Source organism: Ramlibacter pallidus, from assembly GCF_015070875.1.
GTDB lineage: Bacteria > Pseudomonadota > Gammaproteobacteria > Burkholderiales > Burkholderiaceae_C > Ramlibacter > Ramlibacter pallidus.
In genome coordinates, this window is the sequence record NZ_JADDIV010000001.1 from 460,650 (window position 1) to 479,173 (window position 18,524).

20 protein-coding genes are annotated in these 18,524 nt (G+C 69.9%); 7 read left to right on the forward strand and 13 right to left on the reverse strand.

Annotation, left to right across the window (positions count from 1 at the left end; translation table 11 throughout):
• Window positions 1-3: 3 nt before the first annotated feature.
• Window positions 4-885, forward strand: coding sequence for a DUF6279 family lipoprotein (locus tag IM787_RS02295; RefSeq protein ID WP_193675008.1), 882 nt, complete (start codon window positions 4-6; stop codon window positions 883-885).
• 31 nt (window positions 886-916) lie between these two features.
• Window positions 917-1,648, forward strand: a complete 732-nt coding sequence (locus IM787_RS02300) for an MFS transporter (protein ID WP_227494090.1) — start codon at window positions 917-919, stop codon at window positions 1,646-1,648.
• Here the strand turns inward: IM787_RS02300 and IM787_RS02305 are convergent, their stop codons facing one another.
• The 4 genes from IM787_RS02305 to IM787_RS02320 all read right to left on the reverse strand — a co-directional run bounded on the left by IM787_RS02305 (window position 1,649) and on the right by IM787_RS02320 (window position 4,225).
• Window positions 1,649-1,966, reverse strand: coding sequence for a hypothetical protein (locus IM787_RS02305; protein WP_193675010.1), 318 nt, complete (start codon window positions 1,964-1,966; stop codon window positions 1,649-1,651).
• 140 nt (window positions 1,967-2,106) lie between these two features.
• Window positions 2,107-3,096 (reverse strand): MBL fold metallo-hydrolase, encoded by a 990-nt coding sequence (locus IM787_RS02310; RefSeq protein ID WP_193675011.1) that lies wholly within the window; start codon window positions 3,094-3,096, stop codon window positions 2,107-2,109.
• A gap of 48 nt (window positions 3,097-3,144) precedes the next feature.
• Complete coding sequence (locus IM787_RS02315) at window positions 3,145-3,681, reverse strand: gluconokinase (protein WP_227494040.1); 537 nt, start codon at window positions 3,679-3,681, stop codon at window positions 3,145-3,147.
• Window positions 3,682-3,718: 37 nt separating this feature from the next.
• Window positions 3,719-4,225, reverse strand: coding sequence for a DUF2917 domain-containing protein (locus IM787_RS02320; protein WP_193675012.1), 507 nt, complete (start codon window positions 4,223-4,225; stop codon window positions 3,719-3,721).
• Window positions 4,226-4,343: 118 nt separating this feature from the next.
• Here IM787_RS02320 and IM787_RS02325 point away from each other — a divergent pair, with 118 nt between their 5' ends.
• The gene (locus IM787_RS02325) at window positions 4,344-5,327 is read left to right on the forward strand and encodes a LysR substrate-binding domain-containing protein (RefSeq protein WP_193675013.1); all 984 of its coding nucleotides are present in this window, start codon (window positions 4,344-4,346) and stop codon (window positions 5,325-5,327) included.
• 3 nt (window positions 5,328-5,330) lie between these two features.
• On the opposite strand, the gene IM787_RS02330 is transcribed toward IM787_RS02325, so the two are convergent.
• On the reverse strand, window positions 5,331-5,930 hold the full coding sequence (locus IM787_RS02330) for a 5-formyltetrahydrofolate cyclo-ligase (protein WP_193675014.1): 600 nt from the start codon (window positions 5,928-5,930) through the stop codon (window positions 5,331-5,333).
• A 9-nt stretch (window positions 5,931-5,939) separates the two neighbouring features.
• Here IM787_RS02330 and IM787_RS02335 point away from each other — a divergent pair, with 9 nt between their 5' ends.
• The 4 genes from IM787_RS02335 (at window position 5,940) to IM787_RS02350 (ending at window position 10,361) form a co-directional block, all read left to right on the forward strand.
• The gene (locus IM787_RS02335; RefSeq protein ID WP_193675015.1) at window positions 5,940-7,925 is read left to right on the forward strand and encodes a lytic transglycosylase domain-containing protein; all 1,986 of its coding nucleotides are present in this window, start codon (window positions 5,940-5,942) and stop codon (window positions 7,923-7,925) included.
• 12 nt (window positions 7,926-7,937) lie between these two features.
• A complete protein-coding gene (locus tag IM787_RS02340) occupies window positions 7,938-8,438 on the forward strand; it encodes an MgtC/SapB family protein (RefSeq protein WP_193675016.1) in 501 nt (166 codons plus the stop codon).
• A gap of 84 nt (window positions 8,439-8,522) precedes the next feature.
• Complete coding sequence (locus IM787_RS02345) at window positions 8,523-9,206, forward strand: glutathione S-transferase family protein (protein ID WP_193675017.1); 684 nt, start codon at window positions 8,523-8,525, stop codon at window positions 9,204-9,206.
• Window positions 9,207-9,230: 24 nt separating this feature from the next.
• Entirely contained in the window at window positions 9,231-10,361 is a 1,131-nt protein-coding gene (locus IM787_RS02350) for a multifunctional CCA addition/repair protein (protein ID WP_193675018.1), read from the forward strand.
• On the opposite strand, the gene IM787_RS02355 is transcribed toward IM787_RS02350, so the two are convergent.
• The 8 genes from IM787_RS02355 to IM787_RS02390 form a co-directional block, all read right to left on the reverse strand.
• Window positions 10,358-11,281, reverse strand: coding sequence for an ROK family protein (locus IM787_RS02355; protein WP_193675019.1), 924 nt, complete (start codon window positions 11,279-11,281; stop codon window positions 10,358-10,360). The genes IM787_RS02350 and IM787_RS02355 overlap by 4 nt on opposite strands.
• 4 nt (window positions 11,282-11,285) lie before the next feature.
• On the reverse strand, window positions 11,286-11,480 hold the full coding sequence (locus IM787_RS02360) for a DUF2905 domain-containing protein (protein ID WP_193675020.1): 195 nt from the start codon (window positions 11,478-11,480) through the stop codon (window positions 11,286-11,288).
• A gap of 52 nt (window positions 11,481-11,532) precedes the next feature.
• Window positions 11,533-12,663: a Gfo/Idh/MocA family protein gene (locus IM787_RS02365; protein WP_193675500.1), complete on the reverse strand. Its 1,131-nt coding sequence runs from the start codon at window positions 12,661-12,663 to the stop codon at window positions 11,533-11,535.
• A 29-nt stretch (window positions 12,664-12,692) separates the two neighbouring features.
• Window positions 12,693-13,703 (reverse strand): sugar phosphate isomerase/epimerase family protein, encoded by a 1,011-nt coding sequence (locus IM787_RS02370; protein ID WP_193675021.1) that lies wholly within the window; start codon window positions 13,701-13,703, stop codon window positions 12,693-12,695.
• A 140-nt stretch (window positions 13,704-13,843) separates the two neighbouring features.
• Window positions 13,844-14,812, reverse strand: coding sequence for a substrate-binding domain-containing protein (locus IM787_RS02375; protein WP_193675022.1), 969 nt, complete (start codon window positions 14,810-14,812; stop codon window positions 13,844-13,846).
• Window positions 14,813-14,879: 67 nt separating this feature from the next.
• Entirely contained in the window at window positions 14,880-15,878 is a 999-nt protein-coding gene (locus IM787_RS02380; RefSeq protein WP_193675023.1) for an ABC transporter permease, read from the reverse strand.
• On the reverse strand, window positions 15,859-17,340 hold the full coding sequence (locus tag IM787_RS02385; RefSeq protein ID WP_193675024.1) for a sugar ABC transporter ATP-binding protein: 1,482 nt from the start codon (window positions 17,338-17,340) through the stop codon (window positions 15,859-15,861). Before IM787_RS02385 ends, IM787_RS02380 begins: the two co-directional genes overlap by 20 nt.
• A complete protein-coding gene (locus IM787_RS02390; RefSeq protein ID WP_193675501.1) occupies window positions 17,337-18,506 on the reverse strand; it encodes an ROK family protein in 1,170 nt (389 codons plus the stop codon). Before IM787_RS02390 ends, IM787_RS02385 begins: the two co-directional genes overlap by 4 nt.
• Between the last annotated feature and the right edge of the window lie 18 nt (window positions 18,507-18,524).

Genomic DNA, 18,524 nt, shown 5'->3' on the forward strand with positions numbered 1-18,524 from the left:
ATCATGATGAGATCCGTGGACCTCACCCGCATGGGCCGCATTATCCTTGGGCTCACCCTCGCGCTGGCGCTGTCGGCGTGCAGCGCCATCAAGCTGGGCTACAGCAACCTCCCCAACCTCGCCTACTGGTGGCTCGACGGTTACGTCGACTTCAGCGACGAACAGGCCCCGCTCGCGCGCGACGAACTCGCCCGGCTGCACGCCTGGCACCGGCAGCAGGAACTGCCGCAGGTGCTGGACCTGCTCGCCCGCATGGAGCAGTCGGCGGCGGGGGAGGTCAGCGCCGGCCAGGCCTGCAGCTACCTCGGCGAGGTGCAGCAGCGGCTCAAGGCGGTGCAGGAACGCGCCGAGGCGCCCGTGCTGGCGATCGCCGCCACGCTGACCGGGCGCGAGCTGCGCCACGTCCAGCGCAAGTTCCGCCGCAACAACGAGGCCTTCCAGAAGGAATGGATCCACGTGACGCGCGAGGAGCAGGTGTCCAGGCGCTTCGACAAGTCGCTCGAGCGGCTGGAGACCATCTACGGCCGGCTCGACGCCGCCCAGCGCAACCTGCTGCGCCAGCGGCTGGACCAGTCCGTCTACGATCCCGCGCGCAGCCACGCGGAAATGCAGCGCCGCCAGCAGGAACTGCTCACGGTGCTGCGGCGGGTGGCGCAACGCGGCACACCGCAGGACGAGGCGCGCACGCTCCTGCGCAGTTGGTTCGCCCGGATCGAACGGGCGCCGGATCCTGCCTATCGCGCGTACCAGGACACGTTGCGGCAGGAAGGCTGCGACACCTTCGCCGCCGTGCACCAGGCCACGAACGCCGCGCAGCGCGAACAGGCGGTCCGCCGGCTGCGGGCGTACCAGCGCGACCTGCGCGAACTGATGGCGCAGCCGTGAGGGCGGGGTCGGGCGCGGACCTGGCGCTCGTCTGGCGGCTCGGGGCCGCCACCACGCTGATCGTCGGTGCGTTCGCGATGACGGCGCCGGTGCTGGCGGTGCTGCTGCAGCAGGCCGGCGCGTCGGCGGCATGGGGGCCGCCGCGCTGTGGAACACCACCGAGGCGCTGCTCGCCGAACAGGCCCCGGTGGCGATGCGCGGCCGCGTGATGGGGCTCTACCAGACCGCCATGGGCGCAGCGCTGGCGGCGGGGCCTTTCGTGCCGGGCGTCCTGCGTTTACAGGCGCAGGACGTGCTCTGGCTCGCCGTGCTGCTCATGGCGGGTTGCCTGCTGCTCGCGCTCACCGCGCCGGCCCAGGAGCCGGTCGCAGGGGCGCGGGCGGCGACCGGCACGTGGCAGGCGCTGCGCGCCGTGCCGTGGCTCGTGGTGATCGCCTTCGCGGGCGGTGCGTTCGAGGCCGGGCTCGGCGCGATCAGCGCGGCGCACGCCTCCGGCCAGGGCATGAGCCTGCGCGCCGCCGCCAGCGTGGCCGGCGTGATCGGCATCGGCAGCTTCCTCCTGCAGTACCCGGCCGGCTGGGCCGCCGACCGCATCCCCCTGCGGAGCGTGTTCACCGCGGCGGCGATCGGCCTGCTGTTCGCGGGCGTGGCCGTGGGCTTCGCGGGCGAAGCGCCGTGGCTGCTGCCGGGACTGGCCGGCGTCCTGGGCTTCCTGGCGCTGCTCACGCTGGTGGCGGCACGGCGTGTCGCGCCGGCGGCGTGATCAGCGCTCGCCCTTGGAGTGCGACTTGCCTTCGCGCTCGGCCTGCTCGAGCTCGCGCGCTTCGGACTCCGAGCGCGGCTTCGCGGCTTCGGCATCCGACTGGACGTCGGCCTTGTCCAGGTACTCCTTGATGTTCTTCTGGTAGTCGCGGGTGGCGGTGTAGCTGCCCTCGCCTTCCACCTTGCCCGCGTCGCCTTGCTGGCCCTGGGCCTGGCCACGCGACTGGAAGTCGGTGCCGCCGGACTGCTGCTGCTGCGGGTCGCTCTCGCGCTGCGGCTGCTGCTGCAGGATGCGCGGCACGGACGGGTCGTTGGACATGGCTGTCTCCTCGTGGATCGGCGCGCGACAGGGGCGGCACCGGCTGTCCAGCTTAGGAAGGGGCCCCTGGGGCGAATGTCGTCCGCCACGGGGCCGTTCTGTAGTCGCCGGACTACAGAACGGCAGAGCCAGGCCCCAGGTCAGCCTTGCAGCGCCGCCCACATTTCCTTGTCGCGCTCGGCCGTCCAGATGCGCGGGTTCTTGATGCCCTTGGCCTCGTCGTAGGCGCGGCTCACGTCGAAGGGCAGGCAATGCTCGTAGATGAACACGTTGCCGAACACCGGGTCCATGGCCTTGCGCGTGTGCGCCATCGCCGACTTCAGGTCCATGTTCGCGGCCGCCGCTTCCTGGCCGCAGCGATAGAGCGTCTCCACCCAGCGCTTGGTGTAGTCGAGCGCCAGGTTCACCTGCGCGTTGCCCTTCATGGCTTCGCCGCGGCCCGGCACCAATGCCTCGGCCTGCAGTGCGCGCAACGCCTCCAGCGTGGCGGGCCATTCCTCCAGCTGGGCATCGCCGGTGTAGACGCCCGCGTTGTATTCGACCAGGTCGCCGGAGAACAGCACCTTCTCCTCCGCCACCCAGGCGATCGTGTCGCCGCGCGTGTGGCCATGTCCCGGCGACCAGATCTGCACCTTCACGCCGCCGAGGTCGACGGTGAGCTTGCCGGGCACCTCGCCCTTCACCGGGTCGCCGCCGCCGATGACCATGGTGGGCCAGGTCAGGCCCGGCACGCTTTCGGCATTGCGGAACAGGCGGGGGAACCGGTCCATTTCGGACTGCATGTCCTCGGCGCCGCGTTCGACGATCAGCTCGTAGGTGCCCTGGCTGGCGATGACTTCGGTCGCCCCTTCGGCGAAGTACGCGCTCGCGCCCAGCACGCGCACGGCGTGGTAATGGGTGAGCAGCACGTACTTGATCGGCTTGTCGCTGACCGTGCGGATGCGGGCGATCAGGTCGCGCGCCATCGCCGGCGTGGCGGTCGCGTCGCTGACCATGATGAACTGGTCGCCGATGATCACGCCGGAGTTCGGGTCGCCCTCGGCGGTGTAGGCCCAGCAATGCGGGGACAGCTGCTCGAAGGTGATCTTCTTGTCGGCCAGGTCGGCCTGGCTCGCGAACGCTTTGCTCATGGGACTCCTGCTTGCGCGTGGAAGCCGGATTCTACTTAGCGAAACGAATTACGCATTGTTGAACGTGCGCGCCCCCAGCAACCAGCGGGCTGCTTCGTCCACCAGACGGTCCACATGCTGCGTGGCATCGACCACGAGCACGCCCGGCTCACCCGACGGATCCTCCAGCGCGCTGAACTGGCTGGCGACCAAGCTGGGCGGATAGAAATGGTCGGTGCGCGCCGCGACCCGCTCCATCGCCTGGTGCTCCGACAGCGCGAGGTGCACGAAGCGCAGGTCCGCCACCGCGGCCCGCAGGATGTCGCGGTAGCTGCGCTTGAGCGCGGAACAGGTCAGCACCGCACCGTCGCGCTGCAGCCGCAGTTGCGTGGCGAGCTGCCGCAGCCAGTCCGCGCGGTCGGCGTCGGTGAGCGGCGTCCCCTCGCGCATCTTCAGGATGTTGCTCTCGGGATGGAAGTCGTCCCCTTCCACCAGCGGCAGCCCGAGGCGGGACGCCAGCTCGGCGCCGGCCAGGGACTTGCCGCAGCCCGCCACGCCCATGACGACGACGTGGAGCGGCGGGCGGCTTGCGTGCGGTTCGGCCATGGCGGCGATTATGGTCGCCGCCGGGCCTCACGCGGCGTCAGCCCGTGGCGCCGTGGGCGCGCCGGCCGGGGAAGGCGCGGTGCCCGCTGCGCAGCACTTCCCACGCCAGGCGTGCCACGCCGCTGGCCAGCTGGCCCGCCGCGCGCAGGCCCATGCCCAGCGCCATGCGGAGGTCAGCCAGCGGCTGCACGACGAGCGCCATGCAGAAGGCCGGTCGAACCGCGGCCGGCGCCGGAGCCGGCGCGAACACCGGGTCCCACGCGAAGTAGGAAGCCCCGCTGCAGTTCCAGGCCTCGATCACCACGCGCTGGCCGGCCCGCAGGTACATGGAACGGCCGACTTCCAGCACGTGGTCGCCGGAATCGGCGGGGCTGACGCCATGCGGTCCCTCGACCGTCGCCCAGACCCGGCCGTGGGCGATGCGCAGGATGCCGTCGCTGGTCGGGTGGAGCGTGATCGCGCGGCCGCGCGCCAGTTTCCAGGTGCCCGGCAGCGCGGTGGCCGGGGCGGACTGGAGCAGCTGGGTGATGGCGCGTGCGGTCATGGCGATCTCCTTGGGTGATGGCATTTCGGAATGGGATGATCTTTCACGCCCGCTTGGCGGTCCAATGAAATCCCGCTACGCTATTGATTCCCGAACCGCATCAATCGCCCGACGCCCCATGCAGCATTCGCAGACCCACCTGCGCACCCGCCCGATCTCCGCGGGGCACCTGCGCGCCTTCGAAGCCGTGGCCCGCCACCTCAATTTCCGGGCCGCCGCGGAGGAGATGGCGCTCACGCAGTCCGCCGTCAGCCGGCAGATCCAGTCGCTGGAGGAGGAGGTCGGGGTGAGCCTGTTCCTGCGCCACACCCGCGCGGTCGAACTCACGAGCGCCGGCGCGCAGCTGCTGATGGCGGTGTCGCAATCGCTGCCGCGCATCGACGGCGCGGTGCGCCAGATCCGCCAGAGCGCCGGCCGCCGCGCGGTGGCGCTCACCACCTTCGCGTCGTTCGCCTCCATGTGGCTGATCCCGCGGCTGGAGCAATTTCAGCGCGACAACCCGGACATCGACATCCGCATCGACGCCACCGACAACACGCTGGACCTCGAGGTCGCCGACGTCGACATGGCCCTGCGCTACGGTCCCATGAGTTCCATGCCGACCAACGCGGTGCGCCTGTTCGGCGAGCAGCTCACGCCGGTGGTCAGCCCCTGGCTGCTCAAGGGCGGCCACACCATCACCAAGCCGGCCGACGTCGCGCAGTTCACCCTGATCGAGGCGGGCGATGCGCACCACACGCACCTGGAGTGGCTCACGTGGCGCCGCTGGTTCGACGAGCACGGCTTGAGCAAGCTGCAGCCCAAGCGCTGGCTCTACTTCAACTACGCGTACCAGATGGTGCAGGCGGCGCTGACCGGCCAGGGCGTCGTGCTCGCGCGGCTGCCGCTCGTGGCGGAGAGCCTGGCCAACGGCGACCTGATCGAGCCGCTGCCGAAGCTGCGGATGGATTCGCCCATGGCCTACTGGCTGGTCGTCGGCCCGCGCAGCGCCCAGCGGCCGGAGATCCGCGCCTTCTGCGACTGGCTGATGGCGCAGAGCAAGGTCACCCGCCAGACCATCGGCGAGGTGCCCGACCCGGACACCGTGGACGACATCGATTGAAGCTCAGTCGTCGCCCAGGGGGATCGGCCAGACGACGCCCAGCTCGTTCAGCACGGCATCCAAAGCCACGTCGTGCGGTTCCGGCTCGAGGTCGGGCAGGAAGCCGTGCGCGAAGCCCAGGCCGACCGTGTACGGCTTGGGCTGCAGCTGGGCCAGGGTGCGGTCGTAAAAGCCCCCGCCGTAGCCCAGCCGGTAGCCGCCGACGCCGTAGCCGACGCACGGCACGAACAGCAGGGTGGGCACGATCACCTCGGTGTCCTTCGGCTTCGGGATGCCATAGGCGTCCTCTTCCATCGGGCAGCCGGGGAACCATGCGTGGAATTTCAGCGTCTGATGAACCTTGTCGACCACGGGCAGGCCGATGCGGCGCAACTGGGCCTGGTCGGTGAGTTCACCGTCCTCCTTCCAGCGGTGCAACGCCGGCAGCGGATCGAACTCGCCCTTGATCGGCCAGTACGCACCGATGACGGCATCGGTGCGCCCTACCAGCCAGATGCGCATCACGCGCTGCAACAGGTCGGACCGGTGTCCTCGGTCCGGCATGTTCAGGCGTTGCTCGATGAGCTGCTTGCGCAAGACCTTTTTTTCGTCCGACCTGTCCATAATTTCCCGATGAAGTTGAGAACGATTCTGGCATCCCTGACCGTCGCGCTGCTGGGATGCGCCCAGGCGCAGCCCCGCGACGACGTCTTCCTGCAGATGCAGGAGGCTTTCCGGCAGGGCAACAAGGTGCGCCTGGCGCAGCTGCTGCCCCAGGCGCAGGGCCATGCGCTGGAGCCCTGGGCCGCCTACTGGGAGCTGCGCGCCCGCCTGGACACCGCCGCCCCGGCGGAGATCCAGCAGTTCTTCGCCCGCTTCCCCGGCACCTACCAGGAGGACCGGCTGCGCAACGACTGGCTGCAGATGCTGGGACAAAGGCGCGACTGGGACACGTTCCTGCAGGAATACCCGAAGTACCGGATGAAGGACGACCGCGAGGTGCGCTGCTACGCGCTGCTGGCGCAGTCGATCCGTGATCCGAACGCCATTCCCGCCGCTTCCACCGAAGTGCGGCGCCTCTGGCTGGCCCAGCGCGACGCCGACGACGGCTGCACGCTCGCGGCGGCCAGCCTGATGGGCAAGGGCGGGCCGCGCGGGCTGAACACGGCCGACGCCTGGCGCAAGGCGCGCCAGTCGATCGAGGCCAACCGCCCCCGGGCCGCCGCCGCTGCCCTGGAAATGGTCAAGCCGGAAGCGATGCCGCTCTTCAACGAGCTGAACGCGTCGCCGAGCAAGTTCCTGGCCGGCAAGGTCACGGCCATCTCGCGCGTCCGCCGCGAGGTCGTCGGGCTGGCGTTGATCAAGCTGGCGACCACCGACATCGAACAGGCCGCCTCGCAGCTGGAAAACAAATGGGGGCCGCAGCTGCACCCCGAGGAACGCGACTGGATCTGGGGCGTCATCGGCCGCCAGGCGGCGCAACGGCTGCAGCCCGAAGCCAACGGCTATTTCACGAAGGTCGAGCGTGACAAGCACCTGAACGACGAGCTCCTGGGCTGGAAGGTGCGCGCCGCCCTGCGCGCGCCGAAGGGCACCGACTGGCGCAACGTGCTGGAAGCCGTCAACGCAATGGACGATGAGGCGCTGGCGGACCCGACCTGGGTGTACTGGAAGGCGCGGGCCCTGCTCGCCGGCCGACCCAGCGAGGCGCAACGCGCGGATGCGGTGAAGCTGCTCGAATCCATCGCTTCGCCACGCGGCTTCTACGAGCAGCTGGCGATGGAGGACCTGGGCCGCAAGATCACGGTGCCGGCGAAGCCCGCGCCGCTGACCGACGACGAGATCAAGGCCGCACGCCAGCACCCGGCGCTCAATCGCGCGCTGTTCGCCATCGCGCTGGGCCTGCGCTCCGAGGGCGTGCGCGAGTGGAACTACACCACCAACCTGCACACGCCCGGCGGCATGAACGACCGCGAACTGCTCGCGGCCGCGCAGTTCGCCTGCGACCGCCAGGTCTGGGACCGCTGCATCAACACCAGCGAGCGCACGAAGACGGAGTTCGACTTCGAGCAGCGTTTCCCCACGCCCTTCCGCGACGCGGTGGTGCGCCGCAGCCAGGAGATCAGCCTCGACCCCGCCTACGTCTATGGCCTGATCCGGCAGGAAAGCCGTTTCGTCACCGACGCGCGCTCCCACGTCGGCGCCTCGGGCCTGATGCAGGTGATGCCCGCCACCGCCCGCTGGACGGCCCGCAAGATCGGCATGAACAACTTCAACGTGAGCCAGCTGAACGAACGCGACGTCAACATCGCCATCGGCACCGGCTACCTGAAACTCGTGCTCGACGACTTCGCCGGCTCCATGCCGATGGCCGCGGCCGCCTACAACGCGGGCCCCAGCCGGCCGCGCGCATGGCGCAACGGGCCGGTGCTCGAAGGCGCCGCCTGGGCCGAGAACGTCCCGTTCAACGAGACCCGCGACTACGTGAAGAAGGTGCTGGCGAACACCACCTTCTATGCGGCCATGCTCACCGGGCAGCCCCAGTCCCTGAAGGCGCGCCTGGGGGTGGTCGGGCCGCGCGAGGGCTCCCAACCCGCCCCCAACACCGACCTGCCCTAATAGAATTTTTGGATGGGCACCTGGGACACCATCCAACACACCATCGCCGCGGAGTTCTCCGACCTCGGGAGCGCCAGGGAAGTCACGCAGCTCGTGGTGCGGCTCCTGGTGGCCGCCTTCCTGGGCGGGCTCCTGGGGCTGGAGCGCGAACTGCAGGGCAAGGCGGCCGGCATCCGCACGCACATGCTGGTCGCCTCCAGTTCCGCGCTGATCGTCGTGGTGCCGCTGCAGATGGGATTCGAGGGCGACGCCCTCAGCCGGGTCCTGCAGGGGCTGCTGGCGGGCATCGGCTTCCTCTGCGCCGGCGCCATCCTGAAGCTGGAACGCGAGGAACAGGTCACCGGGCTCACCACCGCCGCCAGCGTCTGGATGACGTCGGCCATCGGCATCGCCGCCGGCCTCGGGCGCGAGATGACGGCCGCCCTGGCCACGCTCCTGGTCCTCTTCATCCTGTGGCTGGAAAGGCCGTTGCAGCGCGCCGGGCTCAAGCCGACGCAGAAGCCCGACGACTGAGCATCAATTCCCGCGCGATTCGGCATCAATGGCGCGCCGGGCGGCGGCTAGCATCACGCCCACCTTGGCTACGGAGGGGCATCGATGCTCACGCTCTACATCGGCAACAAGAACTATTCGTCCTGGTCCATGCGCCCCTGGGTGCTGATGAAGCAGGCCGGCATTCCCTTCGAGGAGCGCATGCTGCGCTTCGACAGCTTCGAGGGCGAATCGCGGTTCAAGCAGGAGATCCTGAAGGTCACCCCCACGGGCCGCGTGCCGGTCCTGGTGGATGACGGCTTCGCGGTCTGGGACACCCTGGCCATCGCCGAATACGTGGCGGAGAAGTTTCCCGACCGGCAGCTCTGGCCGCAGGACCCGAAGGCGCGCGCGCGGGCCCGCAGCGTCTGCGCCGAGATGCATTCCGGCTTCGGCGCGCTGCGCAGCCACTGCCCCATGAACATCGAGGCCACGCTGGCGCAGAACGGGGCCATCGTCTGGCGCGACCAGCCGGCGGTGCGCGCCGACGTGCAACGCATCGTGGCGATGTGGACCGAGCTGCTGTCGGAGCACAAGGGCCCCATGCTGTTCGGCGAGTTCGGCATCGCCGATGCCTTCTTCGCGCCGGTGTGCATGCGCATCCGCAACTACGCCCTGCCGGTGCCGGGCCACATCACCGACTACATCCGCCGCGTCTGCGCCCTGCCGGGCGTGAAGGCCTGGATCGACGACGCGCTGCAGGAGCACGACTTCGTCGACTTCGACGAGCCGTATCGCATCAAGCGCTGAAAGCGCGGGGGCTACACTGCCCCCATGCGAATCTTCCGGGTCGGCGGCGCGGTGCGCGATGCCCTGCTGGGGCTGGCGGTGCACGACGAGGACTGGGTCGTGGTCGGCGCCACGCCCGAACAGATGATCGCCGCCGGCTACCTGCCGGTGGGCAAGGACTTCCCGGTCTTCCTGCATCCCGCGACCCGCGAGGAGTACGCGCTGGCGCGCACCGAGCGCAAGACCGGGCGCGGCTACCAGGGCTTCAGCTTCCACGCGGCGCCCGACGTCACGCTGGAGGAAGACCTCGCGCGCCGCGACCTCACCATCAACGCGATCGCGCAGGCGCCGGACGGCGCCCTGATCGACCCGTTCGGCGGGCAGCGCGACCTGCGGCACAAGGTGCTGCGCCACGTCACCGAGTCGTTCCGCGAGGACCCCGTGCGCATCCTGCGCGTGGCCCGTTTCGCGGCGCGCTTCCAGGACTTCACGCTGGACGAGGGGACGCTGGCGCTGATGCGCGCCATGGTGGCGGAAGGCGAAGCCGACCACCTGGTGGCCGAACGCGTCTGGCAGGAGCTCGCGCGCGGCCTGCTGGAAGGCCGGCCTTCGCGCATGTTCGAAGTGCTGCGCGCCTGCGGGGCGCTGCAGCGCGTGCTGCCGGAGTTGCAGGGGGACGCGCACGCGATGGCGGCGGTCGACCTGGCCGCGCAACGTCAGGCCCCCTTGCCGGTGCGCTTCGCCTGCGTGACGCGCGGACTGGGCGACGGCCCGGAAGGTGCCGCCACGCTGAAGGCGTTGTGCACCCGGTTGCGGGTGCCGAACGAGTGCCGCGAACTCGCGGAAGTCGTCCTGCGCGAACAGGCCGCGATCCAGGACAGCGATCCGCTGCCGCCGGCCGGGATCGTCCGGCTGCTGGAGCGCTGCGACGCCCTGCGCAAGCCGCAGCGCTTCGAGCAGGTCCTGCTCGCGTGCGAAGCCGATGCGCGGACGCGGCTCGGGCTGGCAGAGGGAGACTACCGGCAGGGCCGGCGGCTGATGGCGGCGCTGCATGCCGCCCGGTCGGTCGCGACCGCCGAGATCGCGAGCCAGGCCCAGGCCGCCGGCCTGGCCGGCGAGGCGATCGGCGAACGCGTCCACCAGGCGCGCGTGGACGCCGTGGCCGCCGTTCTCTAGCCGAGCAGCGCCAGGGCGGCGTAGTCGCCGACCTTGTCGCCCAGGCCGGCGGGCACCAGTTCGCTGCCGCCCGTCAACGCCGGCAGCTTGCCGCTCACCTGCGCCTGCAGCTGCGGCAGCAGGTAGTCCTTGTTGTTCGTGAACACGCTGCCCCCCAGGCTGATGCGCTGCAGGTCGAGGATCACGATCATGTTGTACAGGGCGCGGCCCATGATGCGGCACAGCTCGTCGACGGTCTTCTCCGCCGCGGCGTCGCCGGCGCGCGCGCGCTGCAGCAGCGTGGCGGCGTCCGCGCCGAACCGGCGCGCCACCGCATTGCCCGCCACGAGCGCCTCGAGGTCGCCGATGTTGCCGCAGCCGCACAGCGCGTCGTCGTTGTCGCTCACGAACATGTGGCCGCCGTGGCCGGCGTTGCCGTTCTTGCCGCGCAGCACGCGGCCGTCCACGCACAGGCCGGTGCCCACGCCGGTGCTCCAGGTGACGTACGCGCAATGCTCGTAGCCTTGCAGCGCGCCCCAGCGCCGCTCCGCCTCCAGCGCGGCGATGCAGTCGTTCTCCACGCGCACTTCGGCGAAGCGCTGGCGCAGCGGTGCTTCCAGCGTCGCCGTCATCCAGTCGTTGGGCAGGCCGCGGGCCGGCCCCGCCATCCCGCCGCAGATGTTGGGCCCGGCCAGTTCCACCAGCCCGGCGCGCAGCACGAACGGCCCGGCCGAGGACACGCCGGCGCGCTGCACGCGGCTGGGATCGATGTTCGCCTCGGCGCAAGCCTCGTCGACCATGCGCATCACCTGGCGCGCGACGGCGTCGTTGGGGCCGGTCTTCAGGGTGGGCTCGCTGCGCCGGGCCAGCAGGTCCAGCCCCGCTCCCGTGTTCAGGCTCACGGCGACCTTGGTGCCGCCGATGTCGATGCAGGCTTTCATGGGTTCACAGCAACTTCGCGATCCCGGCGGCCGCCAGGCTCAGCAGGATGGTGGTGGTGAACGGCAGGAACATCTGCCGCCCGAACAGCTTGAACCGCAGGTCGCCCGGCAGGCGGCCGAAGCCCAGTTTCTGCAGCGCCGGCGAGAACCAGCTGATCAGCAGCAGGGCGAGGAAGACGACGATCATCCAGCGGATCATGGGAGCAGTGTAGGGGCTCCCCACCGCGGCCGGGGCCGCCCGCCGGCGCGCCTCAGGCGACCGGCGTCCACTTCTGCGTGCTGCGCGCCGAGGCCAGCACGGCCTCGATGAAGCGCACGCCGCGCGCGCCGGCTTCCACGTCGGGGAAGTCGGCATCGATCGGATCGGCGGCCTGGCCGCTGCCCTGGGCGCGGATCGCGGCGGCCACGCCGAGGTACACGTTGGCGAAGGCCTCGATGAAGCCTTCCGGATGGCCCGGCGGGATGCGCGAGGCCCGTTTCGCGGCCTCGTGCAGCCAGGGCGCGCCCCGCGTGAGGAGCCGGGGTGCCGCATCGAGCGGGAAGTGCGTCAGCCGGTTCGGCTCCTCCTGCCACCACTCGATCGTGCCGAGCGTGCCGGAGACGCGCAGGCGCAGGCCGTTCTCGAGGCCGGCATTCACCTGCGAGGCGACGAGCACGCCGCGCGCGCCGCCCTGGAAGCGCAGCAGCATGTTGGCGTCGTCGTCGAGTGCGCGGCCTTCGACGAAGGCGGTGAGGTCCGCGCACAGGCTCTCGATGTGCAGTCCGGTCACCGTGGCCACGAGGTTCTCGGCATGCGAGCCGATGTCGCCCAGCGCGCCGGCGCCGCCGCTCTGCGCGGGGTCGCTGCGCCACGCCGCCTGCTTGTTGCCTTCGGCCTCGAGCCGGGTGGCGAGCCAGCCCTGGTTGTATTCGACGACGACCTTGCGGATCTCGCCCAGTTCCCCGCGGCGGACCATCTCGCGGGCCTGCCGCACCATCGGGTAGCCGCCGTAGTTGTAGGTGACGCCGAACACCGTTGCGCGCGAACGCACGGCGGCCACCAGTGCCTCCGCCTGCGCCGCCGTGTGCACCAGCGGCTTGTCGCAGACGACGTGGAAGCCGGCGTCCACGAAGGCCTTGGCCACCGGGAAGTGCAGGTGGTTGGGCGTGACGATGCAGACGACGTCCACGCGGTCGCCGGGCGCGCGCCGCTGCTCGTCCTCGAGCAGGGCCTGCCACGCCGGATGGTTGCGCTCGTCGGGCAGCCCCAGTGCACGGCCCGACGCGAGCGCCCGCTCGGGCGTCGAGGACAGGGCGCCGGCGACCAGTTCGTACTGGCCGTCGAGGGCCATGGCCTGCCGGTGCACGCCGCCGATGAAGGCGCCCTGCCCGCCACCGACCATGGCGTAGCGCAGCTTGCGGACGGCCTGGCTCACTGGTTCTCCCGGGCGAACGCGGCGTCGAAGGCGCCGCTGGCGGCCGCCGGGAAGTCCAGCCGCCGGCAGAAGGCCGCGCTTTCCGTGGCGCCGTGCACGCGGTCCATCCGGCTGTCCTCCCACTCGACGGAGAGCGGCCCGGCGTAGCCGATGTCGTTGAGCGCGACGATGATGGATTCGAAGTCCACCATGCCGCGGCCGACGCTGCGGAAGTCCCAGAAGCGGCGTGCATCGCCGAAGCTGGTGTGGCCGCCGAACACGCCGACGGTGCCGTCGCCCTTGCCCCACCACACGTCCTTCATGTGGGCGTTGTAGATCCGGTCGGGGAAGGTGCGGATGAACTTGACGTAGTCCACGCCCTGGTAGGCCAGGTGGCTGGGATCGAAGTTGAAGCCGAAGCGCCTGTGACCCTTCACGGCTTCGATCGCGCGCTGCGTGGACGCGATGTCGAAGGCGATCTCGGTCGGGTGCACTTCCAGCGCGAAATTGATGTCCTCGCGTTCGAATGCATCGAGGATCGGCGTGAAGCGCCGGCCGAAATCGGCGAAGCCCGCGTCCCAGTATTCCTGGGTCGTCGGCGGGAAGGCATAGGTGGCGTGCCAGATCGACGAGCCGGTGAAGCCGGTGACGGTCTTCACGCCGAACTTCCGTGCGGCCCTCGCGGTGTCCGCAAGTTCCTTCGCGGCGCGCTGGCGCACGCCTTCGGGGTCGCCATCGCCCCACACGTGTTCGGGCAGGATGGACTTGTGGCGCTCGTCGATGAGGTCGCACACCGCCTGGCCGACCAGGTGGTTGCCGATGGCCAGCGAGGTCAGGCCGTGCTGTTTCAGCAGCGCCCACTTGTCGCGCACGTAGGCGTCGCCCTTCAGCGCCTCCTGCACGTTGAAGTGGTCGCCCCAGCAGGCGAGCTCCAGCCCGTCGTAGCCCATGCGCTTCGCCAGCGGCGCGAGTTCGGACAGCGGCAGGTCGGCCCATTGGCCGGTGAAGAGGGTGACGGGTCTTGGCATGTTGCTGCTCCGCTAGCGGTACCAGGTCGCGCAGCATGCAGCGCGACCTCACTTGCGGCAAGGGTCCGGCTTCGCCGGTCCTTGCCGCACTGATCAGGCCACCTTGAAAAGTCGCGCAGCGACTTTTCAAGGTGAATGCCTTAGAACGGGCTGTTCGGGAAGTAGAAGTCCTTCGCGTTCGCCTTGGTGATCAGCACCGACGGGATGATGTTGTTGGCCGGCAGCTTCTGCCCCTTCAGGCGCGCCTCGCCGGTCATCTTGATCGCGTCGTACATGAACTTGGGCGAGTAGGACACGTTGGCCTGGATCAGCGGGTTGCTGCCGTCCATCAGCGTCTTGATCGCGCCCTTGGCGCCGGCGCCGCCGAACACCAGCTTGATGTCCTTGCGCTTGGCCTGCTCGATGGCCTTGAGCACGCCCACGGCCATGTCGTCGTCGGCCGCCCAGATCGCGTCGATCTCCTTGAAGCGCGTCAGGTAGTCCTGCGTCACCTTGAAGGCGTCGTCGCGGTTCCAGTTGCCGTGCTTGGCATCCAGCAGCTTGATGTTCGGGTAGTTCTTCATCACGGCGTTGAACGCGTCCATGCGCTCGTTGTCGAGCGTGGTCGGGATGCCGCGCAGCGCCACGATGTTGCCCTTGCCGTTCAGTGCCTTGGCGATGTACTCGGCGGGGATGCGGCCGAAGGCGGTGTTGTCGCCGGAGACGTAGGCGTCCTGCGCGCTCGTGTCGGTCAGGCCGCGGTCGACCACCGTCACGTAGATGCCCTTGGCCTTGACCTGCGCCACCGGCTTGGTGAGCGCGGCGGACTCGAACGGGAACACGACCAGCGAGGTGATCTTGTTGACGGTCACCAGGTCCTGCAGCTGGTTCGCCTGTTCGGAGGCATTGGCGGCGGTCTTCACGATCACCTGCATGCCCGGGTTCGCCTTTTCCAGGTCCTTCTTGGCCTCGTTGGCCCAGTACACGGCGCCGGCCATGAAGCTGTGGGTGGCGGCGGGCATGGACACGCCCAGGATCTCCTTCTTGGCCTGGGCGAGCGCCGGCGCGGTCGCCAGCATGGCCGCCATGGCCGCGGCGCCCAGCGCCAGCCTGCGGGTCATTTTCGTCATCTTCGTCTCCTTGGGGTTGGAATGGTGGCCTTGCGGCCGGTGGAACAACACGGTTACTGCCCTGCGCTCATCGCCGGCCCCGCTGCAGGAAGGCCACGATGATGATCACGAAACCCTGCACCGCGGCGTTGAGGTACACGCTGATGATGCTGGTGAGGTTGAGGATGTTGCTGATCACGGAAAGCAGGATCGCGCCCACCACGGTGCCGGCCACGCTGCCCGCGCCGCCCTTGAGCGCGGTGCCGCCGACGATCACGGCCGCGATCGCCTCCAGTTCCCACAGGAGGCCGGTGGTCGGCGAGGCGGAGCCGAGGCGCGGCACGTACAGCAGCGTGGCGATGCCGACGCACAGCCCGAGCAGCATGTAGGTGAGGATCTTGACCTTGTCGACGTCGACGGCCGCGTAGCGCGCGACCTGCTCGTTGGAGCCGATCGCCTGCACGTAGCGGCCATACGCCGTGCGGTTCAGGATGAAGCCGCCGGCCAGCGCCACGACGATGAAGATCCACACCGGGTAGGGCACGCCCAGCAGGCTGCCGTAGTACACGGGGCTGTAGACGTCCGCGAGCTCGTTGCCGAGCGTGATGGCGCCGCCGTCGGCGAAGTAGGTGAGGTAGGCGCGGAAGATGCCCAGCGTGCCGAGCGTGACGATGAAGGGCTCGATGCGGCCCTTGGTGATCAGCAGGCCGTGCGCCAGGCCGAACAGCGGCCCCAGCACCAGCGCCACCACCATGCCGATCATGACCACCAGCACCGGCGACTGCACGGTCGCGGCGAAATGGTTCATGACCAGGATCACGCAGCCGGCGATCAGCGCCGCCATCGATCCGACCGACAGGTCGATGCCGCCGCTGATGATCACGAAGCACATGCCCACGGCGATGATGCCGATGAAGGCCGTGCGCGTGAGCACGTTCAGCGCGTTGTCCGCGGTGGCGAACTCGCCATTGAGCAGGGTGCCGGCGATGCACAGCAGCACCAGGCCCACGACGGGGCCCAGGCCGTGCAGCTTGCCCCACAGGGCGGCGGCGCGCGCCGACGGCGCTTCAGCGGGTTCCGGTGGCATGGGCGATCAGTTCCTCTTCGCTCAGTTGGGTGTCCGCGAGCGTGGCGGTGAGCTGTCCGCCGCGCATGACGGCGACCCGGTGGCACAGGCCGATCAACTCGATCAGCTCCGACGAGATCACGATGACGGCACGCCCTTCGCGCGCGAGCCGCTGGACCAGGAAATAGATGTCCCGCTTGGCGCCGACGTCGACGCCGCGCGTGGGCTCGTCGAGCACCACCACGCGCGGCTGCGGCTGCAGCACCTTGGCCAGCGCCAGCTTCTGCTGGTTGCCGCCGGACAGCGCGGACGCCTTCTGGTCGACGTTGCCGGTGCGGATGCCGAAGGCCTGCACCGCCTGCTGCATCGCCTCGCGCTCTCGCGCCGGCTGCAGCCAGGGCCGCGCATAGTCCTTCAGGTTCATCAGCGTGAGGTTCTCGCGCAGGCCGAAGTCGACGTGCAGGCCCTTGCCCTTGCGGTCCTCGCTCAGGTAGGTGATGCCTTCGTTGGCCGCCTCGCCGGGGTTGCGCAGCTTCACCGGCTGGCCGGCGACGACGATGTCCCCGCTCGACGGACGCAGGCCGAGCAGGCCCTCGAAGAGTTCGGTGCGGCCGGCGCCGACCAGCCCCGCGAAGCCGAGGATCTCGCCCGGCCGCACTTCGAAGCTGACGTCGCGCGCCCAGCCCGGCACGGAGAAGCCGCGCACCTGCAGGATGGGGGCGCCCTCCGGCGCTGCCTCCTTGGCCGGGAACAGGTCGGAGATCTCGCGGCCCACCATCAGGTTGGCCATGTCGTGCCGCGTGACCGACGCCGTCGGCCGCCGCGTGACGAAACGGCCGTCGCGCATGACGACGATCTCGTCCGTCACGCGCTCCACTTCGTCGAGCTTGTGCGAGATGTACAGCAAGGTCACGCCTTCGGCCTTGAGCTGCGCCATCAGCGCGAACAGGCGCTGCGTCTCGCCGGGCGTGAGGGTGGCGGTCGGCTCGTCCATGATCAGGAGCCGTGCCTCGCGCGCCAGCGCCTTGGCGATCTCCACCATCTGCTTCTCGGCCACGATCAGCTGGCGCACGCGCGTGTCGGCGCTGCGGTCCAGGCCCACCTGCCGCAGCACGTCGGCCGCGGCCTGGTTCATGGCGGCGTCGTCCAGCAGCCAGCCGCGCTTCTTCTCGTGGCCGAGGAAGATGTTCTGCGCGATGGTCAGGTCTTCGGCGAGATTGAACTCCTGGTGGATCAGGACGATGCCGCGGGCTTCGGCGTCGCGCGAGCTGCGGAAATGCACGGGCTCGCCGTCGACGAGGATGTCTCCGCCGCTGGGCTCCAGGTAACCCGCCAGCATCTTCATCAGTGTCGACTTGCCGGCGCCGTTCTCGCCCAGCAGTCCGTAGATGCGGCCGGGCTCCAGCGCGAAGCTCACGCCGTGCAGCACCTGCACCGGGCCGAAGCTGCGCGAGACCTCGCGGAATTCGACGCGAACGCTCATGCGCGGCTCCCGTGCAGCCGCAGCGATTCCTGCATCGCCAGCGCGCCGGCCCCCACGAGCCCGGCCTGCGGACCGAGCGGCGTGTACTGGATCTCCAGGTGCCGCGTGGAGAGTGCGAGCGAGCGGTGGTAAACGCTCTGGCGCACCGACGCGAGGAACAGCGGCCCGATCTGCGTGACGCCGCCGCCGATGAAGACGTGCGACGGGTTGAAGAAGTTCACCACGGAGGCAAGCATCTGGCCGATCAGGCTGCCGGCGCGCTGGATGATCGCGTTGGCCGCGGCATCGCCGTTGCGGCTGGCCTGGCCGACGTCCATGGCCGTGAGGCGCCCGTTGGCGCGCAGCAGGTCCGCCAGGGCCTGGCTCTCCCCGGCCTGCGCGGCCTCGGTCGCCACGCGCGTGATCGCCGGTGCGGCGGCCATCGCCTCCACGCAGCCGAAGTTGCCGCAATGGCAGCGCGGCCCGGACTGGTCGACGCAGATGTGGCCGACGTCGCCGGCGGAGCCGTTGGCACCGCGGTACACCTCGCCGTGGCAGACGATGCCGCAGCCGATGCCGGTGCCGACCTTGATCACCATGAAGTTCTGCAGGCTGCGCTGCAGCCGCCACAGCTCGCCCAGCGCCATCAGGTTGACGTCGTTGTCGACGAACACCGGCGCACTGAAGGCCTCGCCCAGGTAATCGCGGATCGAGAAGCTGTCCCACTCGGGCATCAGCGGCGGGTTGACGAGCTGCGCGCTCGCGAAGTCCACCGGGCCCGGCACGCCGATGCCGACGCCGATCACGTTCTTCGGCGACAGGCCGCAGCGCGCCAGCAGCTCACGCATCAGGTCGCGCACGCGGGCCAGTACCACGCCGGGGCCGGCGCGCACGTCGGCTTCTTCGCCGTGGTGGGCCAGCACGCCGAGGTCCGGCCGCATCACCGCCACGTCGAGGCTGGTGGCGCCGAGGTCGACGCCGATCACGACGCCGAGCCCGCGCGCGAGCTGCAGGGTTTCGGGACGGCGGCCGCCGGAAGACGGCTGCAGGCCGGTCTCTTCCAGCAGGCCCTGTTCGATCAGGCCGGCGGCCAGGGCGTTGGCCTTGCTCTTGGAGCAGTCCAGTCGGCCGGCCAGCACATGGCGCGAGCTCCCCATCGACCAGAAAACGGTCTGGAGCATGTTCATCTCGGCCGGCGATAACTG

What these genes read in the sequence shown, in the direction of transcription:
- IM787_RS02295 (WP_193675008.1), top strand. Translation starts at nt 4, where the DNA reads ATGATGAGATCCGTGGACCTCACCCGCATGGGCCGCATTATCCTTGGG.
- IM787_RS02305 (WP_193675010.1), bottom strand. Translation starts at nt 1,966, where the DNA reads ATGTCCAACGACCCGTCCGTGCCGCGCATCCTGCAGCAGCAGCCGCAG.
- IM787_RS02310 (WP_193675011.1), bottom strand. Translation starts at nt 3,096, where the DNA reads ATGAGCAAAGCGTTCGCGAGCCAGGCCGACCTGGCCGACAAGAAGATC.
- IM787_RS02315 (WP_227494040.1), bottom strand. Translation starts at nt 3,681, where the DNA reads ATGGCCGAACCGCACGCAAGCCGCCCGCCGCTCCACGTCGTCGTCATG.
- IM787_RS02320 (WP_193675012.1), bottom strand. Translation starts at nt 4,225, where the DNA reads ATGACCGCACGCGCCATCACCCAGCTGCTCCAGTCCGCCCCGGCCACC.
- IM787_RS02325 (WP_193675013.1), top strand. Translation starts at nt 4,344, where the DNA reads ATGCAGCATTCGCAGACCCACCTGCGCACCCGCCCGATCTCCGCGGGG.
- IM787_RS02330 (WP_193675014.1), bottom strand. Translation starts at nt 5,930, where the DNA reads ATGGACAGGTCGGACGAAAAAAAGGTCTTGCGCAAGCAGCTCATCGAG.
- IM787_RS02335 (WP_193675015.1), top strand. Translation starts at nt 5,940, where the DNA reads ATGAAGTTGAGAACGATTCTGGCATCCCTGACCGTCGCGCTGCTGGGA.
- IM787_RS02340 (WP_193675016.1), top strand. Translation starts at nt 7,938, where the DNA reads ATGGGCACCTGGGACACCATCCAACACACCATCGCCGCGGAGTTCTCC.
- IM787_RS02345 (WP_193675017.1), top strand. Translation starts at nt 8,523, where the DNA reads ATGCTCACGCTCTACATCGGCAACAAGAACTATTCGTCCTGGTCCATG.
- IM787_RS02350 (WP_193675018.1), top strand. Translation starts at nt 9,231, where the DNA reads ATGCGAATCTTCCGGGTCGGCGGCGCGGTGCGCGATGCCCTGCTGGGG.
- IM787_RS02355 (WP_193675019.1), bottom strand. Translation starts at nt 11,281, where the DNA reads ATGAAAGCCTGCATCGACATCGGCGGCACCAAGGTCGCCGTGAGCCTG.
- IM787_RS02360 (WP_193675020.1), bottom strand. Translation starts at nt 11,480, where the DNA reads ATGATCCGCTGGATGATCGTCGTCTTCCTCGCCCTGCTGCTGATCAGC.
- IM787_RS02365 (WP_193675500.1), bottom strand. Translation starts at nt 12,663, where the DNA reads ATGGTCGGTGGCGGGCAGGGCGCCTTCATCGGCGGCGTGCACCGGCAG.
- IM787_RS02370 (WP_193675021.1), bottom strand. Translation starts at nt 13,703, where the DNA reads ATGCCAAGACCCGTCACCCTCTTCACCGGCCAATGGGCCGACCTGCCG.
- IM787_RS02375 (WP_193675022.1), bottom strand. Translation starts at nt 14,812, where the DNA reads ATGACGAAAATGACCCGCAGGCTGGCGCTGGGCGCCGCGGCCATGGCG.
- IM787_RS02380 (WP_193675023.1), bottom strand. Translation starts at nt 15,878, where the DNA reads ATGCCACCGGAACCCGCTGAAGCGCCGTCGGCGCGCGCCGCCGCCCTG.
- IM787_RS02385 (WP_193675024.1), bottom strand. Translation starts at nt 17,340, where the DNA reads ATGAGCGTTCGCGTCGAATTCCGCGAGGTCTCGCGCAGCTTCGGCCCG.
- IM787_RS02390 (WP_193675501.1), bottom strand. Translation starts at nt 18,506, where the DNA reads ATGAACATGCTCCAGACCGTTTTCTGGTCGATGGGGAGCTCGCGCCAT.